We start from the raw sequence: 19,667 nt of genomic DNA on the forward strand, positions 1-19,667 counted from the left end.
TACTACGTTGATAGGCCACAGGTGTACAGGTAGAGATACCATAGCCGAGTGGTACTAATAGCCCGAAGCTTTCCGCGCCGGAAGATCCGCTGTCCTCTTTTATGTATTTCTTTTCTATATCTTTATATGTCATTTAAGCCGGATGTATGCTACCGATAGGTAGGTTGTATATATAATATAAATCCGGTCACGATATTCAGGTGCCTATATCGGCGGTGTCTACCTCTTCCCATTCCGAACAGAGCAGTCAAGCCCGCCAGAGCCGATGGTACTGCCGTAACAGGTGGGAGAGTAGGTCGGCGCCAAATTTTATACAAGCCCCTGCAGGTAACTGCAGGGGCTTTTTTTGTTAGTCTTCATCATAGAATTCGATGAGCGAAGCCATATACGTGTCGTTCCAACCTTCTACGATATCATCATAAGCGTCATCTGGAATGTTGGTATGCTGCAACTCGAAAGAGGTGCCCTTATTAACCTCGTGAAGTTTTATCGTGACAATAGAGTCCGCATCCTGTTCACCAAAATACCATTGTTGAACTATTTTTTTAAAAGGATCCAACTCTATAAATTTTCCCGTAATTGCACCGTCCCACATAGCAAATTCGCCACCTTCTCGCGGGTCGATTTCCACCTCATCTCCAGTCCAAAGCCGAATAGTAATCTCAGTCGTTAACGCTCTATAGATGTCTTCCGGTGGAGCACTGACGATGTAATACTTTTTAAAATTCTTCATAATATTAATTTACCTACGCTACAGTATTGTGATTTTTTTCTGATTGTGGTAAATTTACGCAGAAATATCCACGTTTGATAGGGTACTAATTAGATGCTAACGCATAAAGATATACATATGAAGGCTATTAAAGAATGAGCAACTTTTTGCCAAATGAGCTCGTAAAGCGGTTGAATGAACAAGAGGGATTCGACGCCGCAGCATTTAATAAAGTACATGAACAAGGAGACAAGATTACCTCCATTCGTTTGAACCCCTGGAAGCAGACCAGTGTTCCCTTTAAAAGCGCAATTCCTGTGGCTTGGTGCGACAAAGGCTATTATCTTACCGAACGACCAGTTTTCACGCTAGACCCCTTATATCATGCCGGATGTTATTATGTTCAGGAAGCATCCTCGATGTGTATTGCACATATTTTACAAGAACTCGAGCTGGAGAATAAAGCTATAAGAGCACTTGATCTCTGTGCAGCGCCAGGCGGCAAATCCACTTTGCTAGCAGACTATCTAGGCAGCGAAAGCATCCTCGTATCCAATGAGGTGATTAAATCACGCGCTCATGTCTTACGTGATAACATCGTTCGCTGGGGCGTATCAAACGTCGTTGTAACAAACAACGATCCATCGACGTTTAGCCGTTTGCCCGGATACTTTGATTTACTGGTTGTTGATGCACCCTGCTCCGGGTCGGGAATGTTTCGTAAAGACGAAGGAGCCATCGATGAATGGTCACTTGCGAATGTAAAATTATGCAGCGACCGGCAAAAACGAATTCTAGCAGAATCCATATCGACACTTGCCACCGAGGGCTATCTTTTTTATTCGACCTGTTCTTATTCCAGCGAAGAAAATGAAGATATTCTCGATTGGATCAAAGAAGAATATGGTTTTGAATCTATTCCAATCAGATTTCCTTCCCAATGGGGTATAGCGGAGATTCAATCACCGAAACATCAAGCATTTGGATATCGTTTCTATCCCCATAAATTAAAAGGAGAAGGCTTTTTTATAGCCGTATTGAGAAAAACCGAAACACAACCTAGCTTTAGTCGGAAGAAGATAAAAAGCGAAAAAAATTCGGTGCCTACGAAGGTACTTTCGGATTGGACGGAGCAGCCCGCAAACCACATGGCCTTTATACACGATGAACATATCCATATATTCCCCAAAAAATATGAAGAGGACCTCCGTTGGTATCAACAAGTTTTATATATAAAGCAAGCGGGCGTCAATATCGGAAAATGGAACGGACGCGAGCTAATTCCCTCACACGATTTGGCCTGCAGTGTCCATATTAAAACGGATTTATCCGCACAAGACGTAACACGAGAAGTTGCGCTCAAATATTTGCGAAAAGAAAGTTTAGCTGTTACCGACTTCCCGGCCATCCTTACGGGTTGGTGTTTAGTGCGTTACGATGGTACAAATCTGGGCTGGGTAAAGGTATTACCCAATAGGGTAAATAACTATTATCCGAAAGAGGTTCGGATTATGCATTTATAATGGTTTGATGCGCGGCAATAACAGCCGCGATATCATGTGCTACCGCTGCTTTGCTTTTCAATGCCAGCCGTTCCACTTTGCCGGAACGATCAATAAGCGTAACCTTGTTAGTGTCTCCGCCGAAACCAGCTCCCTGGTCCTGCATAGAATTAAGTACAATATAATCTAGGTTTTTACGCTTTAGTTTGTCTTTCGCATTTAGCATTTCGTTTTCCGTTTCCAACGCAAACCCCACTAAGGTTTGGCGGGCGGTTTTCCGTTCGCCTAAAGTTGCGAGAATATCTGTTGTTTTCTTTAACGTAATTTCGAGACTTCCCTCTTTTTTCTTAATCTTTTGGTTTGCCGGCGCTGCCGGTGTATAATCCGCGACAGCAGCACTCATCACGATAATGTCCGAAGCTTCCGAATAGGCAGAGCAAGCCTCCAACATTTCCTGAGCCGATGTGACATCATGTCGAACGACGTGCAACGGTGTTGGTAGCGCCGTCGGACCACTTACCAAGGTCACTGTCGCACCCAGCGATTGCAGAGCTGCCGCAATTGCATAGCCCATTTTTCCGCTGGAATGATTGCCGATAAAACGGACAGGATCAATAGCTTCGTACGTTGGACCAGCAGATACCAGAGCACGTTTTCCCGCCAAAGGCAACGCACCGTTAAAGAACTTCTGAATCTGTTGTTTGATCTCTTCCGGCTCCGCAAGCCTACCCTCACCGATCAAACCACTGGCCAGCTCCCCGCTTCCCGGAGCGATCAAGATGTTGCCGAAGCTTTGCAGCCGTTTAATATTTTCCTGTGTACTAGGGTGTAGCCACATGTCCAGATCCATGGCAGGAGCAAACATGACCGGACATTTTGCCGAAAGATAGGTAGCTAATAATAGATTATCGCATGCACCATGCGCCATTTTACTTAACGTGTTGGCAGTAGCAGGCGCAATTAAGAGTAGATCAGCGTTAAGGCCTAGATCCACATGATTGTTCCAAGTTTCTGTATGACGATTAATATAATCAGACAGAACAGGGCGTTTAGATAGTGTCGCCAAGGTTAGCGGGGTAATAAACTCCTTGGCATCGGGTGTCATTAGCACCTGGACGTTGGCATTTTCCTTAATCAAAAGACGGACAAGCGATGCAATTTTGTATGCGGCTATACCGCCGCATACCCCAATTGCTATATTTTTGCCCTTTAATGACATTGGCGATCGCTATTCTTGCTCCTTAGCAGGATTTCTAAAGTAAATCTTGTCTTCTAAGAACTCGTTTATCGCTACAAGTGACGGCTTTGGCATCCGTTCATAATGCTTAGAAATTTCTATCTGCTCACGGTTTTCGAAAACCTCCTCTAGGTTGTCGCTGGTCGTAGCAAACTCTGCCAATTTCCCATTCAATTCTTCTTTCACATCTACCGCAATTTGGTTGGCACGCTTAGCGATCACGACGATCGATTCGTAAATATTTTCCGTTCCAAGGTCTAATTGTCTCAAATCACGCGTCACCGTGGAAGAAGGAATAGCCGTGTTTTTATTTTGACTCATCTTTAAAATGTATTATAAATATCAGATAATTATTGTATTGCCGGTGCACTTTCCTGTACCGCAGTTTCTTCTTTGGTAATACCCAATTCCCGTTCATGTTCCTGCCGCATCTTATTTATTTCATCCATGCGTCTAACGACATAAGCGATCTGTTTCTCTGCGCTGGATCGTAAATCATCCGCCTCTCTTTTGTATTTGCTCTCCGGATAACTTTCCACAAACGACTGATAATAATCAATCGCCTCGTTATAACGCGCCTCTTGTCGATAAGGCATACTATTTTGTGCAAACAGATACTGAGATTTTAAAATCAAGAACTCAATTTCCTCCGCATAGCGCGTATCGGGGTACTGACGCAGCATACTTTCAAAAGCAATGACTGCCGCCCGATAATCATCCGGCTGCCCCATATCGTAATACAACTTCGCATTTGCAAACGCTTTCTGCTCTAGTTTATCACGTAAATTTTGTATGAGCTCGCCCGCCTCTTCAGCCCGTTCTCCCTCCGGATAGAGGTTGATAAATAACTGCAATTCGTCTATAGCCTTGCGCGTATTCTCCTGATCCAGAGAGGGGCGCGGAGAATCTACATAAAAGCAATACGCCGCCATAAAACGACACTCTTCCGCCCGGGGACTATTAGGATAAGTCGTCGAGAAATTCTTAAAATGATACCTAGCGGCTGTGTAATCCCGTAAACGGTAAGCCGTATACGCCGTGTAATAATAAAGATCTTCCGCTTCCGCTTGTCCGCGGTATTTCGTTTGCAGATCCTCAAAAAGGATAATAGCCTTACTGTACTTTTTCTTTTCGTACAACTTAACTGCTTCCTGATATTTCATGGCAATATTATTGCTCGCACGAAGTTTTTCGAACTTGCTTTTGCAACTGCCCGCCAATACAATCAGCAACACCCCCACCCATAAGGAAAAAATACGTCTATTTAAAAACATTTTACAAAGATACGTCAAATTCAGATAAGATTCAATTAAATTTTAGGGAAGCAAGATACCGATATTTTAAGGCAGAACATACTAACAACAAGGTGTTTAACATTATTTAACCGCTAGCTGGTCTTCTGTCAACCGAATGTTGAATTCTTGTTGATTATGGTTGAGAATAAGCATAAATTTTAATAAATTACCTATCTTTACACCTATAACAAAGGTTTTAAACAGAAGATGACATTACAAGAGCGCGTAGAGCAGGCATTGGATTCGATCCGTCCTTATTTAGAAAAGGATGGCGGAAACGTCGTAGTAGAAGAGATTACTCCAGACAATGTCGTTAAATTGAAGCTGCTAGGGACCTGTGCTAGTTGTTCCATGAGCATCATGACCTTTAAAGCAGGTCTCGAACAAGCCATCAAGAAGGCCGTCCCAGAAATTATCCGTGTAGAGGCGATCAATTTGACAGATATGAACGATCCCAATGCCATCACCCCAATGTAAAGCGGGCATTAACAAAAATTAACAGCTCTCTTGGATAGAGATTGTATAAATTTGTAACATGGCGGGAAGATTTTATTTGGTGTTTATAGGGATATTTTTCTTGTCTTGGTTTACCCTGTCAGCACAAGAAAAGAAGATCATTCAATTCAGCGGGCTTATTAGTTCTGTTGGGAGCGAGCTTCCTGTGCCCTTTGTTACCGTGACCAACGCCAGTTACAACAACCAAGTACACGCCGCCAATAACGAAGGTTTCTTCTCATTCGTTGCCCACGTAGGCGATACCATAAAATTTACATCCGTCGGTTTTGAACCCGCGGAGTTCGTCATTCCCGAAACCATCTCCGATAAGTTTACAGCCAGGATTAACATGAAAAGTCTCGTTATCGAGCTACCCGCTATTATGCCTTTCCCTTGGGCCAGTATCGAAGAATTCAACATGGCATTTATGTCTTTGGACGTCAGCGACGACAATATATCCCGTATCCGGAACAGCCTCTCGCCGGAGGCCCTAGCAGCACTCTCTCAAGTAGTACCGCGAAGCGCAGGAGAAATCCAGACATTTAACTCGATGCAACGGCACATCAACATGTCCAATAAAGCCATTAACCAACGTTTCGCCAACCCCTTATTTAGTCCATTTGCTTGGGGATCCTTTATCAACTCGATTGTCAAAGGCGATTATAGTAGAAAGCGGCTCGAATATTAGGAGCCCACTCCTATTAATCTATCGCGCGTAGACCGGTATCTCTTTTAAGTTCCCTAACACTCAGTAACGATGCCAGGTAGGACACCAGAATAGCAACGACCATTACGGTCAGGAATACCAGCACAAAATCCAGCATACGAATATCCACCGGATAGATATCCAAGATAGGACTCACGCCCTCACCTGTTCGGATAATACCAAAGCGCTCCTGTAGTAAACAGAAAGCAAACCCGACCCCGATCCCCATCAACCCGCCGATAAAAGCAATCATGACACCCTCCAGAAAAAAAATCCGCTGAATCAAGCTTTTATCTGCTCCCAAACTAGCCAATACCGTCATATCTTGCTTCTTATCGATCACCAACATGGTCAGCGATCCAATAATATTAAATATGGCAATAACGCCAATTACCGTCAAGATAAAAAACACAATCCATTTTTCGGAGCGTACCGTTTTATAGAGCAATGGGTTTTGCTGCTCCCTGTTTTTCACGATAAAATCATCCCCTAGTTTACGCTGTATTTCCTTTTGAAAACTCATTACCCCACTCGAATCTTTCGTATAGATCTCGATGGCCGAAACCTGATCCTGTTCATTCAATAAATCTCTTGCGAAGCTAAGCGGCGTAATAATAAGGTCATTGAACCCCGGTTCATAATGAAGAACACCCACCGTACCCAACTGGCGGATGTTAATATCATCCATGGGATTTATACTTGTTCCAGAGGCCCCTTTCCGCGGAGAGAAAAGATGGATACTCGAATCAAACCCATCCAAAGAAACCCGCAGATTAGCCTGTATTTGCGCGCCGATTAACGCCCCCGGCACACTATCGCGATCAATCTCCAAGCTGCCAGCATACAGCATATTTCGATGGTCTACAGCGATAAGGCTCTGAGGCTCGACCCCTTTAATTTGTGCTACAAATTGCTGATTATCATGCTGGACCAACACCTTATCCTCCAGGATCTCTGAATAACTCCTTACGGCCTCATCTTCTCGCAGATCCAAAAACTCCGGTAAGTTCGCATCAAAAACCTTTCCTTTAGCCGGCTCAATACGCAACTCCGGAGCAAACGTACTATAGAGCGAGAGAATCAGATTCTCCATACCATTGTAAAAGGAAAGTACGATAACCAACGCAGCACTACTCACCAAGACCCCAACAACACTGATCGTTGATATGATATTAATGGCATTGACCGATTTCTTAGAGAATAAATAACGTTTAGCAAAAAAGAGCGAAAGCTTCATATGTTTATCCCCGGACAAATGGATTCGTTTCCTTTTCAAACCCTATGTTGGTCGAAGGACCGTGACCAGGATAAACCAACGTCTCGTCAGGGAGCGTATATAGCTGCTGTCGGATGTTATCGAGTAGCTGTTGGTGATTCCCTCCCGGCAAGTCCGTCCTACCGATACTATTGCGAAAAAGCACATCCCCACCGATGACGAAGCCATCCTCTTCCGCATAGAAACACAAATGTGCCGGCGAATGCCCGGGCACAAACAATAGCCGAAGACTATCCCCGCCGATCTTTACAACCTGTCCTTCCGTCAAAAACGTTTCCGGAATAGGTGACGTTTCATAGCGAAAGCCATACGCCGGCGCCATATTATCCACAGCAACCAACACTGGAACTTCCCCCTCATGAAATTGCGGAATCAAACCATACTTTTCGAAAACAAAACGATTGCCTAATACATGATCGATATGGCAATGCGTATTATACAATGCGATAGGTTTTAAACCCTGTTGTTCGATGAAGGAAACCAACGTAGCCTCCTCCGCGTGGTTAGACATGCCCGGATCGAAAATGGCACATATACCATTCTCGTCATATACGATATAGGTGTTTTCCTGAAAAGCGTTAAATACAAAAGCGTGTACACGTAACATACGAATAAAAATAAAAAATAAGCGCTAGTCCTGCTGATGCCAGATTTCCCAGTTCTTTTCCGCCTGCAACACCAGCATCTCGTGGCCATTTTTTACCGTCGCCCCACGTTCCTTTCCCTTTTTTAAGAAAGCCGTTTCCTCCGGATTATAAATGAGGTCGTAGAGGAGGTGTTCCGTACCGATGCCGTCGTAAGGAATATCCGGTGCCGCTGTTACATGCGGAAACGTACCCACCGGCGAACAATTGATGAGGAGCTTATGCGAAGCGATCAAATCTTCCGACAGATCAGCGTACGTCAAGTCACCATTATTTCTACTACGGCTGACGACCTTAAAAGCAATACCCAGCTTGCGTAGCACATAAAACACCGCCTGCGCTGCGCCACCATTCCCAAAAATCAAAGCAGACCGATGCTCTGGTTTTAGCAGCGGTGTCAACGATTGCTCAAAACCAAAAGCATCCGTATTAAACCCCTTCAGATACGGTCGGTCACCCTGCCAGCGCACCTGTATACAATTTACCGCATTGATTTCCGCCGCTTCCGGCGAAAACTCATCCAAAAACCGCATTACATTCCGCTTGTGCGGAATCGTAACATTATACCCATAAAAAGCCCTATCCCGTTCATATAACTGCGGAAAACCAGAAATATCCTCCATCGGATAAAGATCATAATCTACGTCCATGATCTGTTCCCGTTCAAATTTTTGCAGATAAAACGTCTTAGAAAAAGAATGTCCAAGCGGATAACCGATCAATCCGAGTTTCTTCATGAGTTATTTTTGTATTTGTTGATCATATCAACGATAATTTGATTTCCCTGTAACTGCGGCAGATAATCGAACAAAATGTGAAATTTGTCCGGATTCGTTGCCAAGCCCAATTCCAGGAAATTCAGCGCCTCATTATATTTTCCCTGCGCAAACAAATAAGCCACCAGTCGGTAATACAAATCCGAAGCCTCCGGGTTTTTTTTGATAGCGTCTGCAATCACACCAATAGCCTCCTCATACTTACCCTGTTCATAATAAATAGAGGAGAAATCAAGCCAAGCCTCTACATCCGTGGGGTTAAGCTGCACCACCTTATTATAAGCAAATTCAGACTCTTCAAACTGCTTCAACTTATAGCGGGCATCCGCGATCGCAAACCAATAATCCGGATTGCTATCCTCTAACTCCAGCGCCTTTTTATAAAAATGTAGCGATTCAAAATAACGATCGTCAAAATCCAGCGTCACACCGATTCCAAACCATGCATCCGCCAAAAGCGGATCAAGCTTAACCGCCTTTCTATAATTCTCGCGCGCCTCATCCATCAACTCCAGTTTCTCATAACATTCACCTATCGCACAATACACATCAGCGGTAGGACGCTCATACTCGAACGTCTGTTTATAAACATCAATTGCTTCCGTATACTTCTGAATATTGACCAATACATTGCCTTTATTAAAATAAGCCGGTACAAAAGCTTCATTGATCAAAATCGCATAATCATACGCGTCGATAGCATCGGCAAAATTATTCGAACGCTCGTATACCAAGCCGAGGTTAAACCAAGCCGCGTAGGAGTAGGGGTCCGAATCGATATACGATTTATAGAAGGCCACACACTCCTCAGGTCTGTCCACAATCTCGTAGCAGAAAGCCAGTGCGTGGAGCGCATCATCATTCTCCATATTCACCTCCAGCGACTTTTTGAGCTGGCTGATGGCCTTTTCATATTCTCCCTGAATTTGATAAAGCTCCGCTATCTGGAAATAAGCCTCCGCCGAATCCTCACCCAATTCGATCGCTTGCAAGAAAAACTGTTCACCTTCTTCCAAATCCCCCTGTAAAAGCGCAATGTTACCCCTTAGCAGGAATGCCTCCCCGTTATTAGGTTCCAGAATGCTCGCCCTATCCAATTCCTCCAGCGCCCGATCGATCTGATTGGTGCGCATATACAAATGAGCTTTCTTAAGTAGGAAGGTCGATTCGTAAGGATGTTGATTTTTAGCATACTCGGCTACCTGGAGGGCCTTGACCGGATCGTCCTTATCGGTGTAATACTCCATGATACTTTCAAAAGCTTTCGCATCAAAAAAATATTGATCCTCATTACGGAGCATTTCCTCGTATCGATCTACAGACAGCCTTTGTTCTTCAGGCGACCCAAATTCGAAATCTTCTTCCATATCACTCCTTTCATTTAACTATAAGTACCGTAGAAGAAATTTATGAAGAAAATGTGATAACCCATCATTTTGTTTTCCACATTTTCACATACAGTAGTGCAAAGATAGCGTAAAATATTGATAATAAACAGAAAGCCGATCCTTACGCAGGATCGGCTTTCACTATGGATTTATTCTTTTTTAAAAAAGAAGTCCTTATTTTACTTTGATTTCAACACGACGGTTTTGAACACGTCCTTCTTCTGTTGCATTAGATGCAATAGGGTTTTCCTCGCCGTAACCAGTCGCTGTAACACTTGAAGCAGATACACCAGCGTTAACTAGGTATTGTTTAACTGCATTCGCGCGGTCGTTAGACAAGTTCATGTTGTAAGCTTCAGTACCTTCAGCAGAAGCATAACCGTCTAAGTTTACAGAAGAGTTGTTATCACGGATCTCTTTCGCTAATTTATCTAAAGTAGCATAAGATTCAGTTTTCAATACAGAGCTATCAAACTCGAATTGAATTGGCGCGTAGTATTCACCTTGCGTAGCGTTATTTTGTGCCACTTGCTCAGGGAATTTGATAGGACATCCAGAACCATCAACTGGTGTACCAGCAGGCGTGTTAGGACATTTATCGAATTTATCAGATACACCGTCACCATCAGAGTCTTTGCTCAATTGATCAACAGTACCCTCTAAAGTAGATACACGTTGTTTCAACGCTTCAACTTCATTACGCAAAGAAGGATCTTTCAACTCGTCGTACAATGTAGCAACAGGGTTTGCGAAAGTTAAGTTTTCTTTGTCGCGTGAACCTAAAGTAAACTCTAAACCACCATAAACGTTAGAGAACTTTTGTTTTCCGTCGAAACGAACCGGACCATATAACAAGTTGTCATCTGTGAAGTTCATCGTGTAACCCAAGTTCAAGGCAACCACCTCAGACAATTTGAATTTCACGCCCACACCAACCGGAACAAACGCCGTTAAGCGGTGATCTCTATCTCCCACATTTTCGCGGTCTCCGAAAACTTCGTCACCCCAGTTACCTTTATTGTTATAAACCTCAGCACCTGTAAAGTCGTTATTTGCAAATTGTACAGGGTTGTGCGCCATTACACCTAAACCTACTTTAGCGTAGAAGTTAACTGCATTTTCTCTTCTCAAGAAATCGATAGTACCTAATTGGAATACACCGTTCAAGCTACCAGCCCAGTTTACGGAAGTCTCTGCAGAACGTGCACCGTAACTATTTTCGACAGCAGGACCAGAAACATCATGGTTGTAAGTTTTGATGCGACCACGGTTACCTTCTAATTCTAAACCGAATAGGTGAGAGAATTGCTTACGGATAGTCAAGCCATAATACTCACCAACTTTATTTTGGAAGTAGCCTACTTTTTGACCAAAACCATTTTGACCACCAACAAGTACATTAGGAGAAGTGATACCACCTTGTACACCGATAGACCAAGTTCTGTATTGTGATCTTCCACCAAATACAGTTGGAGTTTGCGCTTGTGCGTGTTCAGCGAAGCCTAATGCGGCTACTAAAGACGCTGCAACAGCTGTTTTTTTAATTGTAGAATAGTTCATACTCTTGTTTTTAAGGTTATTTAAAAATTTTAAAATTGTTTCCTTTTGTAAATTTAACATAACATTAACAAGAACGATGCCAAAAAATCGACAGTGTTAAAATTTTATGTTTACAGTGCGAATTTGTTGTTCTACAACGAATTTGCCCGCGTAAAAGTATAGATATTATTTAGAACCGCCAAACTTTTTAAGTTTTTTATCCGATTATCAATAAAAGATTACAAAAAGTGTTTGGAATTTAAATCACTACAGGATGAAATGAATAATAGCTAACGTGATGCCACCCAGCACCGCACTTACGGGAATGGTCAATATCCAGGCCCATAAAAGACTGATCGTAACCCCCCAGCGCACAGCCGACACCCGTTTTACTACCCCAACACCGATAATCGAACCCGTAATCGTGTGCGTTGTCGATACCGGAATGCCGAAGTGTTCCGTAATACCCAAGGTCGCCGCGCCAGCCGTTTCCGCAGCAACCCCTTCCAGGGGCGTTACTTTAGTAATCTTCGTACCCATGGTCTTCACAATCTTCCATCCACCGCTCATCGTTCCAGCCGCAATAGCCGCATAACAAGATAACGGTACCCAAGCCGGCATCGCTTCAAAATCCGGAATCACCTGTTCCGCAATCAATGCTGTCGCGATAATACCCATTACTTTCTGGGCATCATTCCCTCCGTGCGCAAAACTTAAACCCGCCGAGGATATCAACTGCCCGACTTTAAACCACTTTTCAGCAGTCGATGGCCGCGCCTTCTTCGCGATGTTCATAATAATTAAGGTAATGATAATCGAGATAATCATACCAATGACTGGAGCCAGGACAATGAATGCAGCAATCTTTAAAATAGCCGCCTGGTTGACAGCCGTAATAGGATTAGCACCCATAAACCAAGCATAAGCCATCCCCGAACCCGCAAACCCGCCGATGAGCGTGTGCGACGAACTCGAAGGAACCCCATAATACCAAGTAAACAAGTTCCAGGAAATCGCGGCCACTAATCCCGCAAATATCACCTCCAAGGTGATATATTCCTCGATAACCGTTTTGGCGATGGTATTAGCTACCTTGTGATCCGTAAAATAAAAATAAGCTGCAAAATTCCAGATAGCGGCCCAGAGTACGGCCATAAAAGGAGTTAATACTTTAGTAGATACGACCGTCGCAATAGAGTTAGCCGCATCGTGGAAACCATTGATGTAGTCGAATGCGATAGCCAGGACGACAACGACGATCAATAAGGTGGAAATCATCATAATAATTATGCTTTCTTAATGCCTAGAATACTACGCATTTTTAACTAAAATACTTTCTAATACGTTCGCTACGTCTTCACATTTATCCGTTGCGTCTTCCATAGCAGAAAGCACCTCTTTCGTCTTGATCAATGTGATGGCATCTTTTTCGTACTCGAAAAGTTCGCTAACAGCTTTATCGAAAATATAATCAGCCTTATTTTCTACACTATTAATCCGCACACAAGAATCCGTAATGTTGCGGATATTTTTCAGATCGCGGAGTTCGTTAAGCGCTTTCGCCACATGATCCGTTGCCTCCAAGATTAAGTCTGCAATTTCCTTCATCGCTTGGCTCGGCGTTTCCACCTTATAGAGCTCCATGCGGTTAGACGCCCCTTGGATAAAGTCAGCCACATCATCTAGCGAGCTCGCCAAAGAGTGAATATCTTCCCGGTCAAACGGGGTGATGAAATTTTTACCTAGCTCCAAGTGGATTTGATGAGTAATATCATCTCCCTTGTGTTCAAGATCTTCGATTTTTTTATTCAGTGCCGCACGTTTTGTCAAATCGGTCATGTACACCGATTCCTGCAGTGCTTTAGCCATCTCGATAAGGTTTGCGCCGGCCTGTTCAAACAAAGGGAAAAACTTCTTATCCTTCGGAACAAAATACTGAAAAATGCTATTTAAAGACATAGTGTTTGAATTTGTGCAAAATTATGAATGCAATGTTAAGTTAATGTTAAGTTTAATAAGTTTATGCTAAATTAACCATGCTTCGGCTGTTCCAACGTAAAACCAAAGGTAGTCCCTATACCTTTCGTACTGCGTACGTTAACCTGTTGTTCATGCGCCTCTATAATATGCTTTACAATTGCCAGGCCGATACCCGATCCACCCACCTCACGCGATCGGCTTGCATCCGTCCGGAAAAAACGCTCAAACACCCGCGGCAAGTTTTTTTCCTCGATACCCACACCGTTGTCCGTAACCTCCACCAGCACCTGTTCAAGTAGCGGGAAAATCGAAACACTCGTCCTCCCACCCGTATTACCATATTTAATCGAGTTCTCTAATAAATTGATCAGCACCTGTTGAATCCGCTTTCGGTCCCCCCTCACCGGTATAGGCTGGTGTTGCTTACCCTTATATACGAGCTGAATATCATGCTGCAGCGCCTTTCCCTCCAAATCCTCGATACATTCCCTTATCAATTGTACAATATCAAACGTTTCTATCGTCAACGAAATAATACCCATCTCCAATTTCGATATCTCATCCAGATCCTGTATCAAGTAACTCAGGCGGTCTAGATTGCGAGCCGCCTTTTCCAGAAAATTCTTCGCCATTTCCGGATCCTCATCGATCAATCCATCCTGTAAGGTTTCTACATACCCCTGCGTCGCGAAGAGCGGCGTCTTAAATTCGTGCGAAATATTAGCAAGAAATTCTTTTCGAAATTTGGCCTGTTCCCGTAATTTGTCCAGTTCCGATACCCGTTGCCTAGCCCAGTCCTGTACCTCCCTTTCCGCATCACGGATTGGGTCATCCGTGATCTGTTCACCCAGCGCATCCTTCAAGCCCTTGTCCAGTTTTAGGTTTCGGATAAGCTTATAGATATTTCGGATCCGCTTATAGATGAACCGTTCAAAAATGTTGAGTAAAAAAATGTAGCAGATGATGGCGACCGTAACAAAGATGATCCCCGATACCGTCAGGTTTCCCCGATGCAAATAGTCTGTCGCGGCGATCAGCAGTGCGATACCGCCGGAAATAAGAAGCGTAAAAATGCTCAGATTCATGAAACTTCCTCTAACGTATCTCTAAAGTACAAAACCTGCAGCAATTTAGGCAAGCTTATGCTATATTTTTGCGATCACCGTTTTTCCGCCCACCACTTTATCGCCAATATTGACCGACAGCTCGGTCCCCAGTGGTAAAAACAAATCCACCCGCGAGCCGAACTTGATAAAGCCAAACTCTGCCCCCTGCGTAACCACATCGTTTTCCTTCACATACCACACAATACGTCGCGCCAGGGCGCCAGCGATCTGTCGGAAAAGCACCTCCACGTTGGCACTATTTTTCACGACCACGGTCGTCCGTTCGTTATCCGTAGACGATTTAGGATGCCAAGCGACCAAGAATTTTCCCGGATGATATTTAAAATAAGATACGACGCCGCTAATCGGGTTACGATTCACGTGGACATTGATCGGCGACATAAAAATAGAAACCTGTAGCCGCCGATCCTTAAAATATTCCGTCTCTTCTGTTTCCTCGATAACAACCACCTTTCCATCCGCCGGACACAGAACGATTTGCTCATCCGGTGTAATCCGTTTTATCGGACTTCTGAAAAACTGGAGAATAGTAATCAGTAAGAACCCCGAGAGCGCATACAAAAACCACTTTACGTAAACGGACGCGTCGTAATAGTCGGCCAGCGCATTGATGACAAAAACAAACAATACCACGATGGCCAAACTCGTATATCCTTCTTTATGGAATTTCATTGCGTAATGGGTAAATTTTTTACAAACTTACATAAAATCACTTTCATATGCATTAATTGGTCGCATATTATGAACTATATGTAATTCTCCTCGTCCGTTGAGCACTATTTTCCCCTTTCAATCCCGAAGCTGTGGAAATGAAACAGTCCCGCATCGTTGATGCTGAGCTTGCCTCGTACCGTGAGCGTATCCGCGATAGCATTCCCCTCCACATCCCTAGATGGAAAATAAAATGGAATCTCGTTCCATACGAGCTCCAAGTAGCGATTTAGTTCCTCCGTAGCCAACGCATCTTTCAACACAACCTTCTGCGGCGTACCTTCCGCGTCCAATTCCACCTCATAACTAAACGTATCCGTTATATTCCGTAAGGTAGGGCTACTGCGTAGCATCGCGCTAAATTTTTCCGACAGATACGTATTAAATCCACTATGGTCATCAAACGTACAAGGTTTAGAAAGCAATCTTTCCGCCGTATAAAAATACGGAGTCGGTACCATTGCCATAGGCGTGCGGTATCCAGCATCCAAGAATAAGTCATGCCCTTCCTCCAGCATTCCCCGGTCATCGAAGATCTCCTCCGTATACAATACTTTCTGCTCCCTTTCGTCGAGCAGATGAGTGGTCCAATAACCCCGCGGCAACCCATCCCGTAAGCGTCCCTTGCGCTCAAAAAAAGGATACCCATATTCATTATAAAAAGCAAAAGGCATTCGAAACGTATAGTTACCATTTCCGTCACGTACTAGCTGCCGTCCCCTTCGATCCCAAAAAGCTAGGATACGCCCTGCCGTTTCGCCATAATGGACCGTCAGCATCGGCTTTCCATCCGGATAATAATACTTCCAATCCCCCGTCGGGCTCCCGTTTTCATACATAACCTCCCATTTCAATGTCCCGTTCGGGTGAAAAGCCTTAAACAGACCCTGCTTTATCCCTTCATCATGGTGGCCAGAGAGTACCACCGTTCCATTGCGGTCAAAATCTCGGAAATCCCCGTGAAATACATTTTTATCCACCAGAAATTGCGACACCCGCTCAATAGACTTAAACGCGCAATCCTTATCTACCAAGTAATAATAATCGTCAAAATAAAAACGGACAAGCCCCATAGGCGCCTTCTCCAGCAAGGTCACCTTGGCCGTACTATCCACCTGTTGCGCCCGTGTCCAGCAAGACACCATTAACAAAAGAAGAAATAAACCCGTTCGTTGCATACTATTAATGTGCTTGCAGCCAATTGCTGCCCGTTCCCGCCTCCACTTCCAAAGGTACCTGCAGTTCGATCGCCGTCGTCATACGCTCCGTGATCAGCGCTTTCAACGCCTCCGCCTCCTCAGTCGGTACATCAAACACCAACTCATCATGCACCTGCATAATCATTTTTGCCGCCAGGCCCTTTTCCACGATATCCCGTTGGATATTGATCATCGCAATCTTGATCAGATCAGCCGCCGAGCCCTGAATAGGCGCATTGATCGCATTTCGTTCCGCAAAACCGCGTACCGTCATGTTTGCCGAATTGATATCCCTTAAATAACGCCTGCGTTTTAAAATAGTTTCCACATAGCCATGCTCCTTGGCCGACTCAATAGCTTTTCGCATATACTCCTGAATGCCCGTGTATTGCGAAAAATATTGGTCGATTATAGCCGCCGCATCCTTTCGCGGAATACCCAAACTTTGCGAAAGCCCGAAAGCAGACTGCCCGTATATAATACCGAAGTTCACCGCCTTTGCATTCCTACGCTGGTCGCTCGTCACCTCCTCCAGCGGAATACCATACACCCGTGCTGCCGTAGCGCGGTGAATATCATGCCCCGCCGCAAAAGCCTCCAACATATTTTTATCCTCACTGAGCGAAGCCATCAAGCGTAATTCGATCTGCGAATAATCCGCAGAAAGCAACACATTCCCCGCCTTGCGCGGGATAAAAGCCTTACGTACCTCACGGCCCCGTTCCGTACGGATCGGGATGTTCTGCAAATTGGGGTTCGTCGAGCTCAAGCGCCCCGTCGCCGCCACCGCTTGGTTGTACGACGTATGGATCAAGCCCGTCTCCGGATGGATCAGTCCCGGTAGCGCATCCACGTAAGTCGATTTGAGCTTCTGTAGCTGTCGGAAATCCAGGATATCCTGTACAATGTCCGACTTGTGCGCCAAAGCCAGCAAAACATCCTCACCCGTTTTATACTGTCCCGTTTTCGTTTTCTTTGCCTTGGGATCAAGCTGTAGCTTATCAAACAATACTTCGCCCAGCTGTTTTGGCGAAGCAATATTAAAATGTACCCCCGCCTTTTCATGAATATCCTTTTCCAAGCGCCTCAGGTCGCCCTCCAGCGCCAACGAAAACGTCTTTAAAGTGTCCACATCAATCTTCACCCCATTTTTTTCCACCTCTGCCAAAACATAGATCAGCGGAAACTCCACCTCCTCCGCTAGGCGTAGCGTATGCGTCTCCTCCAGCAACGGCTTCAATACCTCATGCAGTTGCCAAGTAATATCCGCATCCTCCCCCGCATACTCCACCACTTTCTCGATTTCCACATCCCGCATATTCGCCTGTTTTTTACCTCGCGGGCCGATCAGTTCCGTGATCGAAATGGGCGTATATCCCAAATAATTCTCCGCCAAAATATCCATATTATGACGTGTGTCCGGATCAATAAGGTAATGCGCAATCATCGTGTCAAACAACGGGCCCTGTACCCGGATCCCGTAGCGCGAGAGCAACAAGATATCGTATTTCAGATTCTGGCCCACTTTTTCAATACCCGGGTTTTCAAAAACCTCCTTAAAAATAGCCACAATCGCCAGCGCCTCTTCCCGGTCGGCCGGCGTCGGCACATAATAGGCCTTTCCCTTTTCAAACGCGAAGGAAAAACCCACGATATCCGCCATCAGCGCATCGATCGAAGTCGTCTCCGTATCAAAGCAAAACTTCGGTAAAGCCGCCAGCTGCGCCGCTAGTTGGCGTTGCCCTTCCGGCGTGTCCACTAAAATATACTCATGCGGCGTGTTGTGCACGTTTAATCCGGCCAGTAGCGGTTCCGTAGGAGCCAGCGCCGAATTCACCGCCGCTTCCGGCTGCGTTGCAGCAAACAAGTCCATCTGGCCCGAAGGGTTTTTGGACCCGCTCTCCACCACATTGTAATCCTCGCCAAAGACCCTTTTTCCTAACGTGCGGAACTCCAGTTCCGCAAACAGCGATTCCAGCACTTCGCGATTGGGAGCCTCAATTTCCAGCCCCTTTTCATCGAGCTCCACCGGCACATCCAGTAAGATCGTCGCCAATCTTTTGGAAATCAACCCCTGCTCCGCAAACGTCTCCACATTCTCCCGCTGTTTTCCCCTCAGCTCATGGCTATTTTCGATCAGCTTCTCCACCGATCCGTACTGCTGGACCAGTTTCTTCGCCGTTTTTTCGCCAATGCCCGGAATACCCGGTATATTATCCACCGCATCGCCCCACAAGCCTAAAATATCAATCACCTGCGATACGTTTGTTATCTCCCACTTTTCTAAAATTTCCGGCACCCCCAGTACCTCCGCACCATTGCCCATACGGGCCGGTTTATAGATAAAGATATTATCCGAAACCAACTGCCCAAAATCCTTATCAGGCGTCATACAATACACCGTATACCCCGCCTCCTCCGCCTTCTTAGCCAGCGTACCGATAATATCATCCGCCTCAAAACCATCTTTTGTAATAATCGGTATATTGAAACCCTCAATCAGGCGAAAAATAAAAGGAATTGATTTCGCCAGATCCTCCGGCATAGCCTCTCGCTGTGCTTTATACGCCGCAAACTCCAAGTGCCTGTTGGTCGGCGCCTCCGTATCAAAGACCACCGCCATATGCGTAGGCTGTTGATTCTTCAACACCTCCAGCAAGGTGTTTGTGAAACCCATCACCGCCCCCGTATTCAAACCATAGGAAGTCAGGCGAGGCACTTTGCTCAACGCAAAATACGCCCGGTATATCAAGGCCATACCATCTAGCAGAAATAATTTTTTCACCATATTAACAAAGATACCTTTCTTCTTCTTTTTTTACCTTAAAAAAAGAAGCAAAAAAAATCGTCGCTTCGGATATTTGAAATAATGGATCGTGCAACGTGGAGATTTCTACATACTTCAAATATCCGGATGCGACCTTTAAATGTTAATTAGGGGATGGTACAATATCTTGCAACTGTCAAAAATTTGTTGTCCATTCAAATATTTGACATATGGGATTGTACTAAGGATGAATTTCTGCAGTTGTCAAACATCCGGATGTGATCTTTTAAGGTTAATGGGGGATGGTACAAAA

At 44.8% G+C, this 19,667-nt stretch carries 18 protein-coding genes and 1 rRNA gene; 4 read left to right on the plus strand and 15 right to left on the minus strand.

Annotated elements, in window-relative coordinates; all coding sequences use genetic code 11:
• Positions 1–196 precede the first annotated feature (196 nt).
• Positions 197–308: ribosomal RNA gene (gene rrf / locus LKO28_RS14950) — 5S ribosomal RNA — on the plus strand.
• Between the two features lie 41 nt (positions 309–349).
• Here the strand turns inward: rrf and LKO28_RS14955 are convergent.
• Positions 350–733: an SRPBCC domain-containing protein gene (locus tag LKO28_RS14955; RefSeq protein ID WP_227695839.1), complete on the minus strand. Its 384-nt coding sequence runs from the start codon at positions 731–733 to the stop codon at positions 350–352.
• A gap of 134 nt (positions 734–867) precedes the next feature.
• Between LKO28_RS14955 and LKO28_RS14960 the strand changes: the two genes are divergently transcribed.
• Entirely contained in the window at positions 868–2,235 is a 1,368-nt protein-coding gene (locus tag LKO28_RS14960; RefSeq protein WP_227695840.1) for a methyltransferase RsmF C-terminal domain-like protein, read from the plus strand.
• On the opposite strand, the gene coaBC is transcribed toward LKO28_RS14960, so the two are convergent.
• The 3 genes from coaBC to LKO28_RS14975 are packed head-to-tail and all read right to left on the minus strand — an operon-like array spanning position 2,222 to position 4,725.
• Positions 2,222–3,433 (minus strand): bifunctional phosphopantothenoylcysteine decarboxylase/phosphopantothenate--cysteine ligase CoaBC, encoded by a 1,212-nt coding sequence (gene coaBC / locus LKO28_RS14965; protein ID WP_227695841.1) that lies wholly within the window; start codon positions 3,431–3,433, stop codon positions 2,222–2,224. The genes LKO28_RS14960 and coaBC overlap by 14 nt on opposite strands.
• 9 nt (positions 3,434–3,442) lie before the next feature.
• On the minus strand, positions 3,443–3,772 hold the full coding sequence (locus LKO28_RS14970; RefSeq protein WP_227695842.1) for a DNA-directed RNA polymerase subunit omega: 330 nt from the start codon (positions 3,770–3,772) through the stop codon (positions 3,443–3,445).
• Between the two features lie 29 nt (positions 3,773–3,801).
• Positions 3,802–4,725 carry an outer membrane protein assembly factor BamD gene (locus tag LKO28_RS14975; protein ID WP_227695843.1) on the minus strand — a complete coding sequence of 308 codons (924 nt, stop codon included), beginning with the start codon at positions 4,723–4,725 and terminating at the stop codon, positions 3,802–3,804.
• 228 nt (positions 4,726–4,953) lie between these two features.
• Between LKO28_RS14975 and LKO28_RS14980 the strand changes: the two genes are divergently transcribed.
• Together LKO28_RS14980 and LKO28_RS14985 are read left to right on the plus strand one after the other, a co-directional pair.
• Positions 4,954–5,223 carry a NifU family protein gene (locus tag LKO28_RS14980; protein ID WP_227695845.1) on the plus strand — a complete coding sequence of 90 codons (270 nt, stop codon included), beginning with the start codon at positions 4,954–4,956 and terminating at the stop codon, positions 5,221–5,223.
• Positions 5,224–5,281: 58 nt separating this feature from the next.
• Positions 5,282–5,929, plus strand: a complete 648-nt coding sequence (locus tag LKO28_RS14985) for a carboxypeptidase-like regulatory domain-containing protein (RefSeq protein ID WP_227695847.1) — start codon at positions 5,282–5,284, stop codon at positions 5,927–5,929.
• Positions 5,930–5,942: 13 nt separating this feature from the next.
• Here the strand turns inward: LKO28_RS14985 and LKO28_RS14990 are convergent, their stop codons facing one another.
• The 11 genes from LKO28_RS14990 to polA form a co-directional block, all read right to left on the minus strand.
• A complete protein-coding gene (locus tag LKO28_RS14990; protein WP_227695848.1) occupies positions 5,943–7,184 on the minus strand; it encodes an FtsX-like permease family protein in 1,242 nt (413 codons plus the stop codon).
• Between the two features lie 4 nt (positions 7,185–7,188).
• Positions 7,189–7,830, minus strand: coding sequence for an MBL fold metallo-hydrolase (locus LKO28_RS14995; protein WP_227695850.1), 642 nt, complete (start codon positions 7,828–7,830; stop codon positions 7,189–7,191).
• 24 nt (positions 7,831–7,854) lie between these two features.
• Positions 7,855–8,604, minus strand: a complete 750-nt coding sequence (locus LKO28_RS15000) for a shikimate dehydrogenase family protein (protein WP_227695851.1) — start codon at positions 8,602–8,604, stop codon at positions 7,855–7,857.
• Entirely contained in the window at positions 8,601–10,010 is a 1,410-nt protein-coding gene (locus LKO28_RS15005) for a tetratricopeptide repeat protein (RefSeq protein ID WP_227695852.1), read from the minus strand. The genes LKO28_RS15000 and LKO28_RS15005 overlap by 4 nt, the downstream gene beginning before the upstream one ends.
• A gap of 195 nt (positions 10,011–10,205) precedes the next feature.
• Positions 10,206–11,591 (minus strand): OmpA family protein, encoded by a 1,386-nt coding sequence (locus tag LKO28_RS15010; RefSeq protein WP_227695877.1) that lies wholly within the window; start codon positions 11,589–11,591, stop codon positions 10,206–10,208.
• A 246-nt stretch (positions 11,592–11,837) separates the two neighbouring features.
• Positions 11,838–12,848 carry an inorganic phosphate transporter gene (locus LKO28_RS15015; protein WP_227695878.1) on the minus strand — a complete coding sequence of 337 codons (1,011 nt, stop codon included), beginning with the start codon at positions 12,846–12,848 and terminating at the stop codon, positions 11,838–11,840.
• A gap of 33 nt (positions 12,849–12,881) precedes the next feature.
• Positions 12,882–13,529 (minus strand): DUF47 domain-containing protein, encoded by a 648-nt coding sequence (locus LKO28_RS15020; protein ID WP_227695853.1) that lies wholly within the window; start codon positions 13,527–13,529, stop codon positions 12,882–12,884.
• 71 nt (positions 13,530–13,600) lie between these two features.
• Entirely contained in the window at positions 13,601–14,635 is a 1,035-nt protein-coding gene (locus LKO28_RS15025) for a sensor histidine kinase (protein ID WP_227695854.1), read from the minus strand.
• Between the two features lie 60 nt (positions 14,636–14,695).
• Entirely contained in the window at positions 14,696–15,349 is a 654-nt protein-coding gene (locus LKO28_RS15030; protein ID WP_227695855.1) for a phosphatidylserine decarboxylase family protein, read from the minus strand.
• Positions 15,350–15,453: 104 nt separating this feature from the next.
• Complete coding sequence (locus LKO28_RS15035) at positions 15,454–16,566, minus strand: toxin-antitoxin system YwqK family antitoxin (RefSeq protein WP_227695856.1); 1,113 nt, start codon at positions 16,564–16,566, stop codon at positions 15,454–15,456.
• Between the two features lie 4 nt (positions 16,567–16,570).
• Positions 16,571–19,372 carry a DNA polymerase I gene (gene polA, locus LKO28_RS15040; RefSeq protein ID WP_227695879.1) on the minus strand — a complete coding sequence of 934 codons (2,802 nt, stop codon included), beginning with the start codon at positions 19,370–19,372 and terminating at the stop codon, positions 16,571–16,573.
• Positions 19,373–19,667: the final 295 nt, after the last annotated feature.

The organism is Sphingobacterium sp. FBM7-1 (assembly GCF_020687765.1).
In the GTDB taxonomy this organism is placed as follows: Bacteria; Bacteroidota; Bacteroidia; order Sphingobacteriales; family Sphingobacteriaceae; genus Sphingobacterium.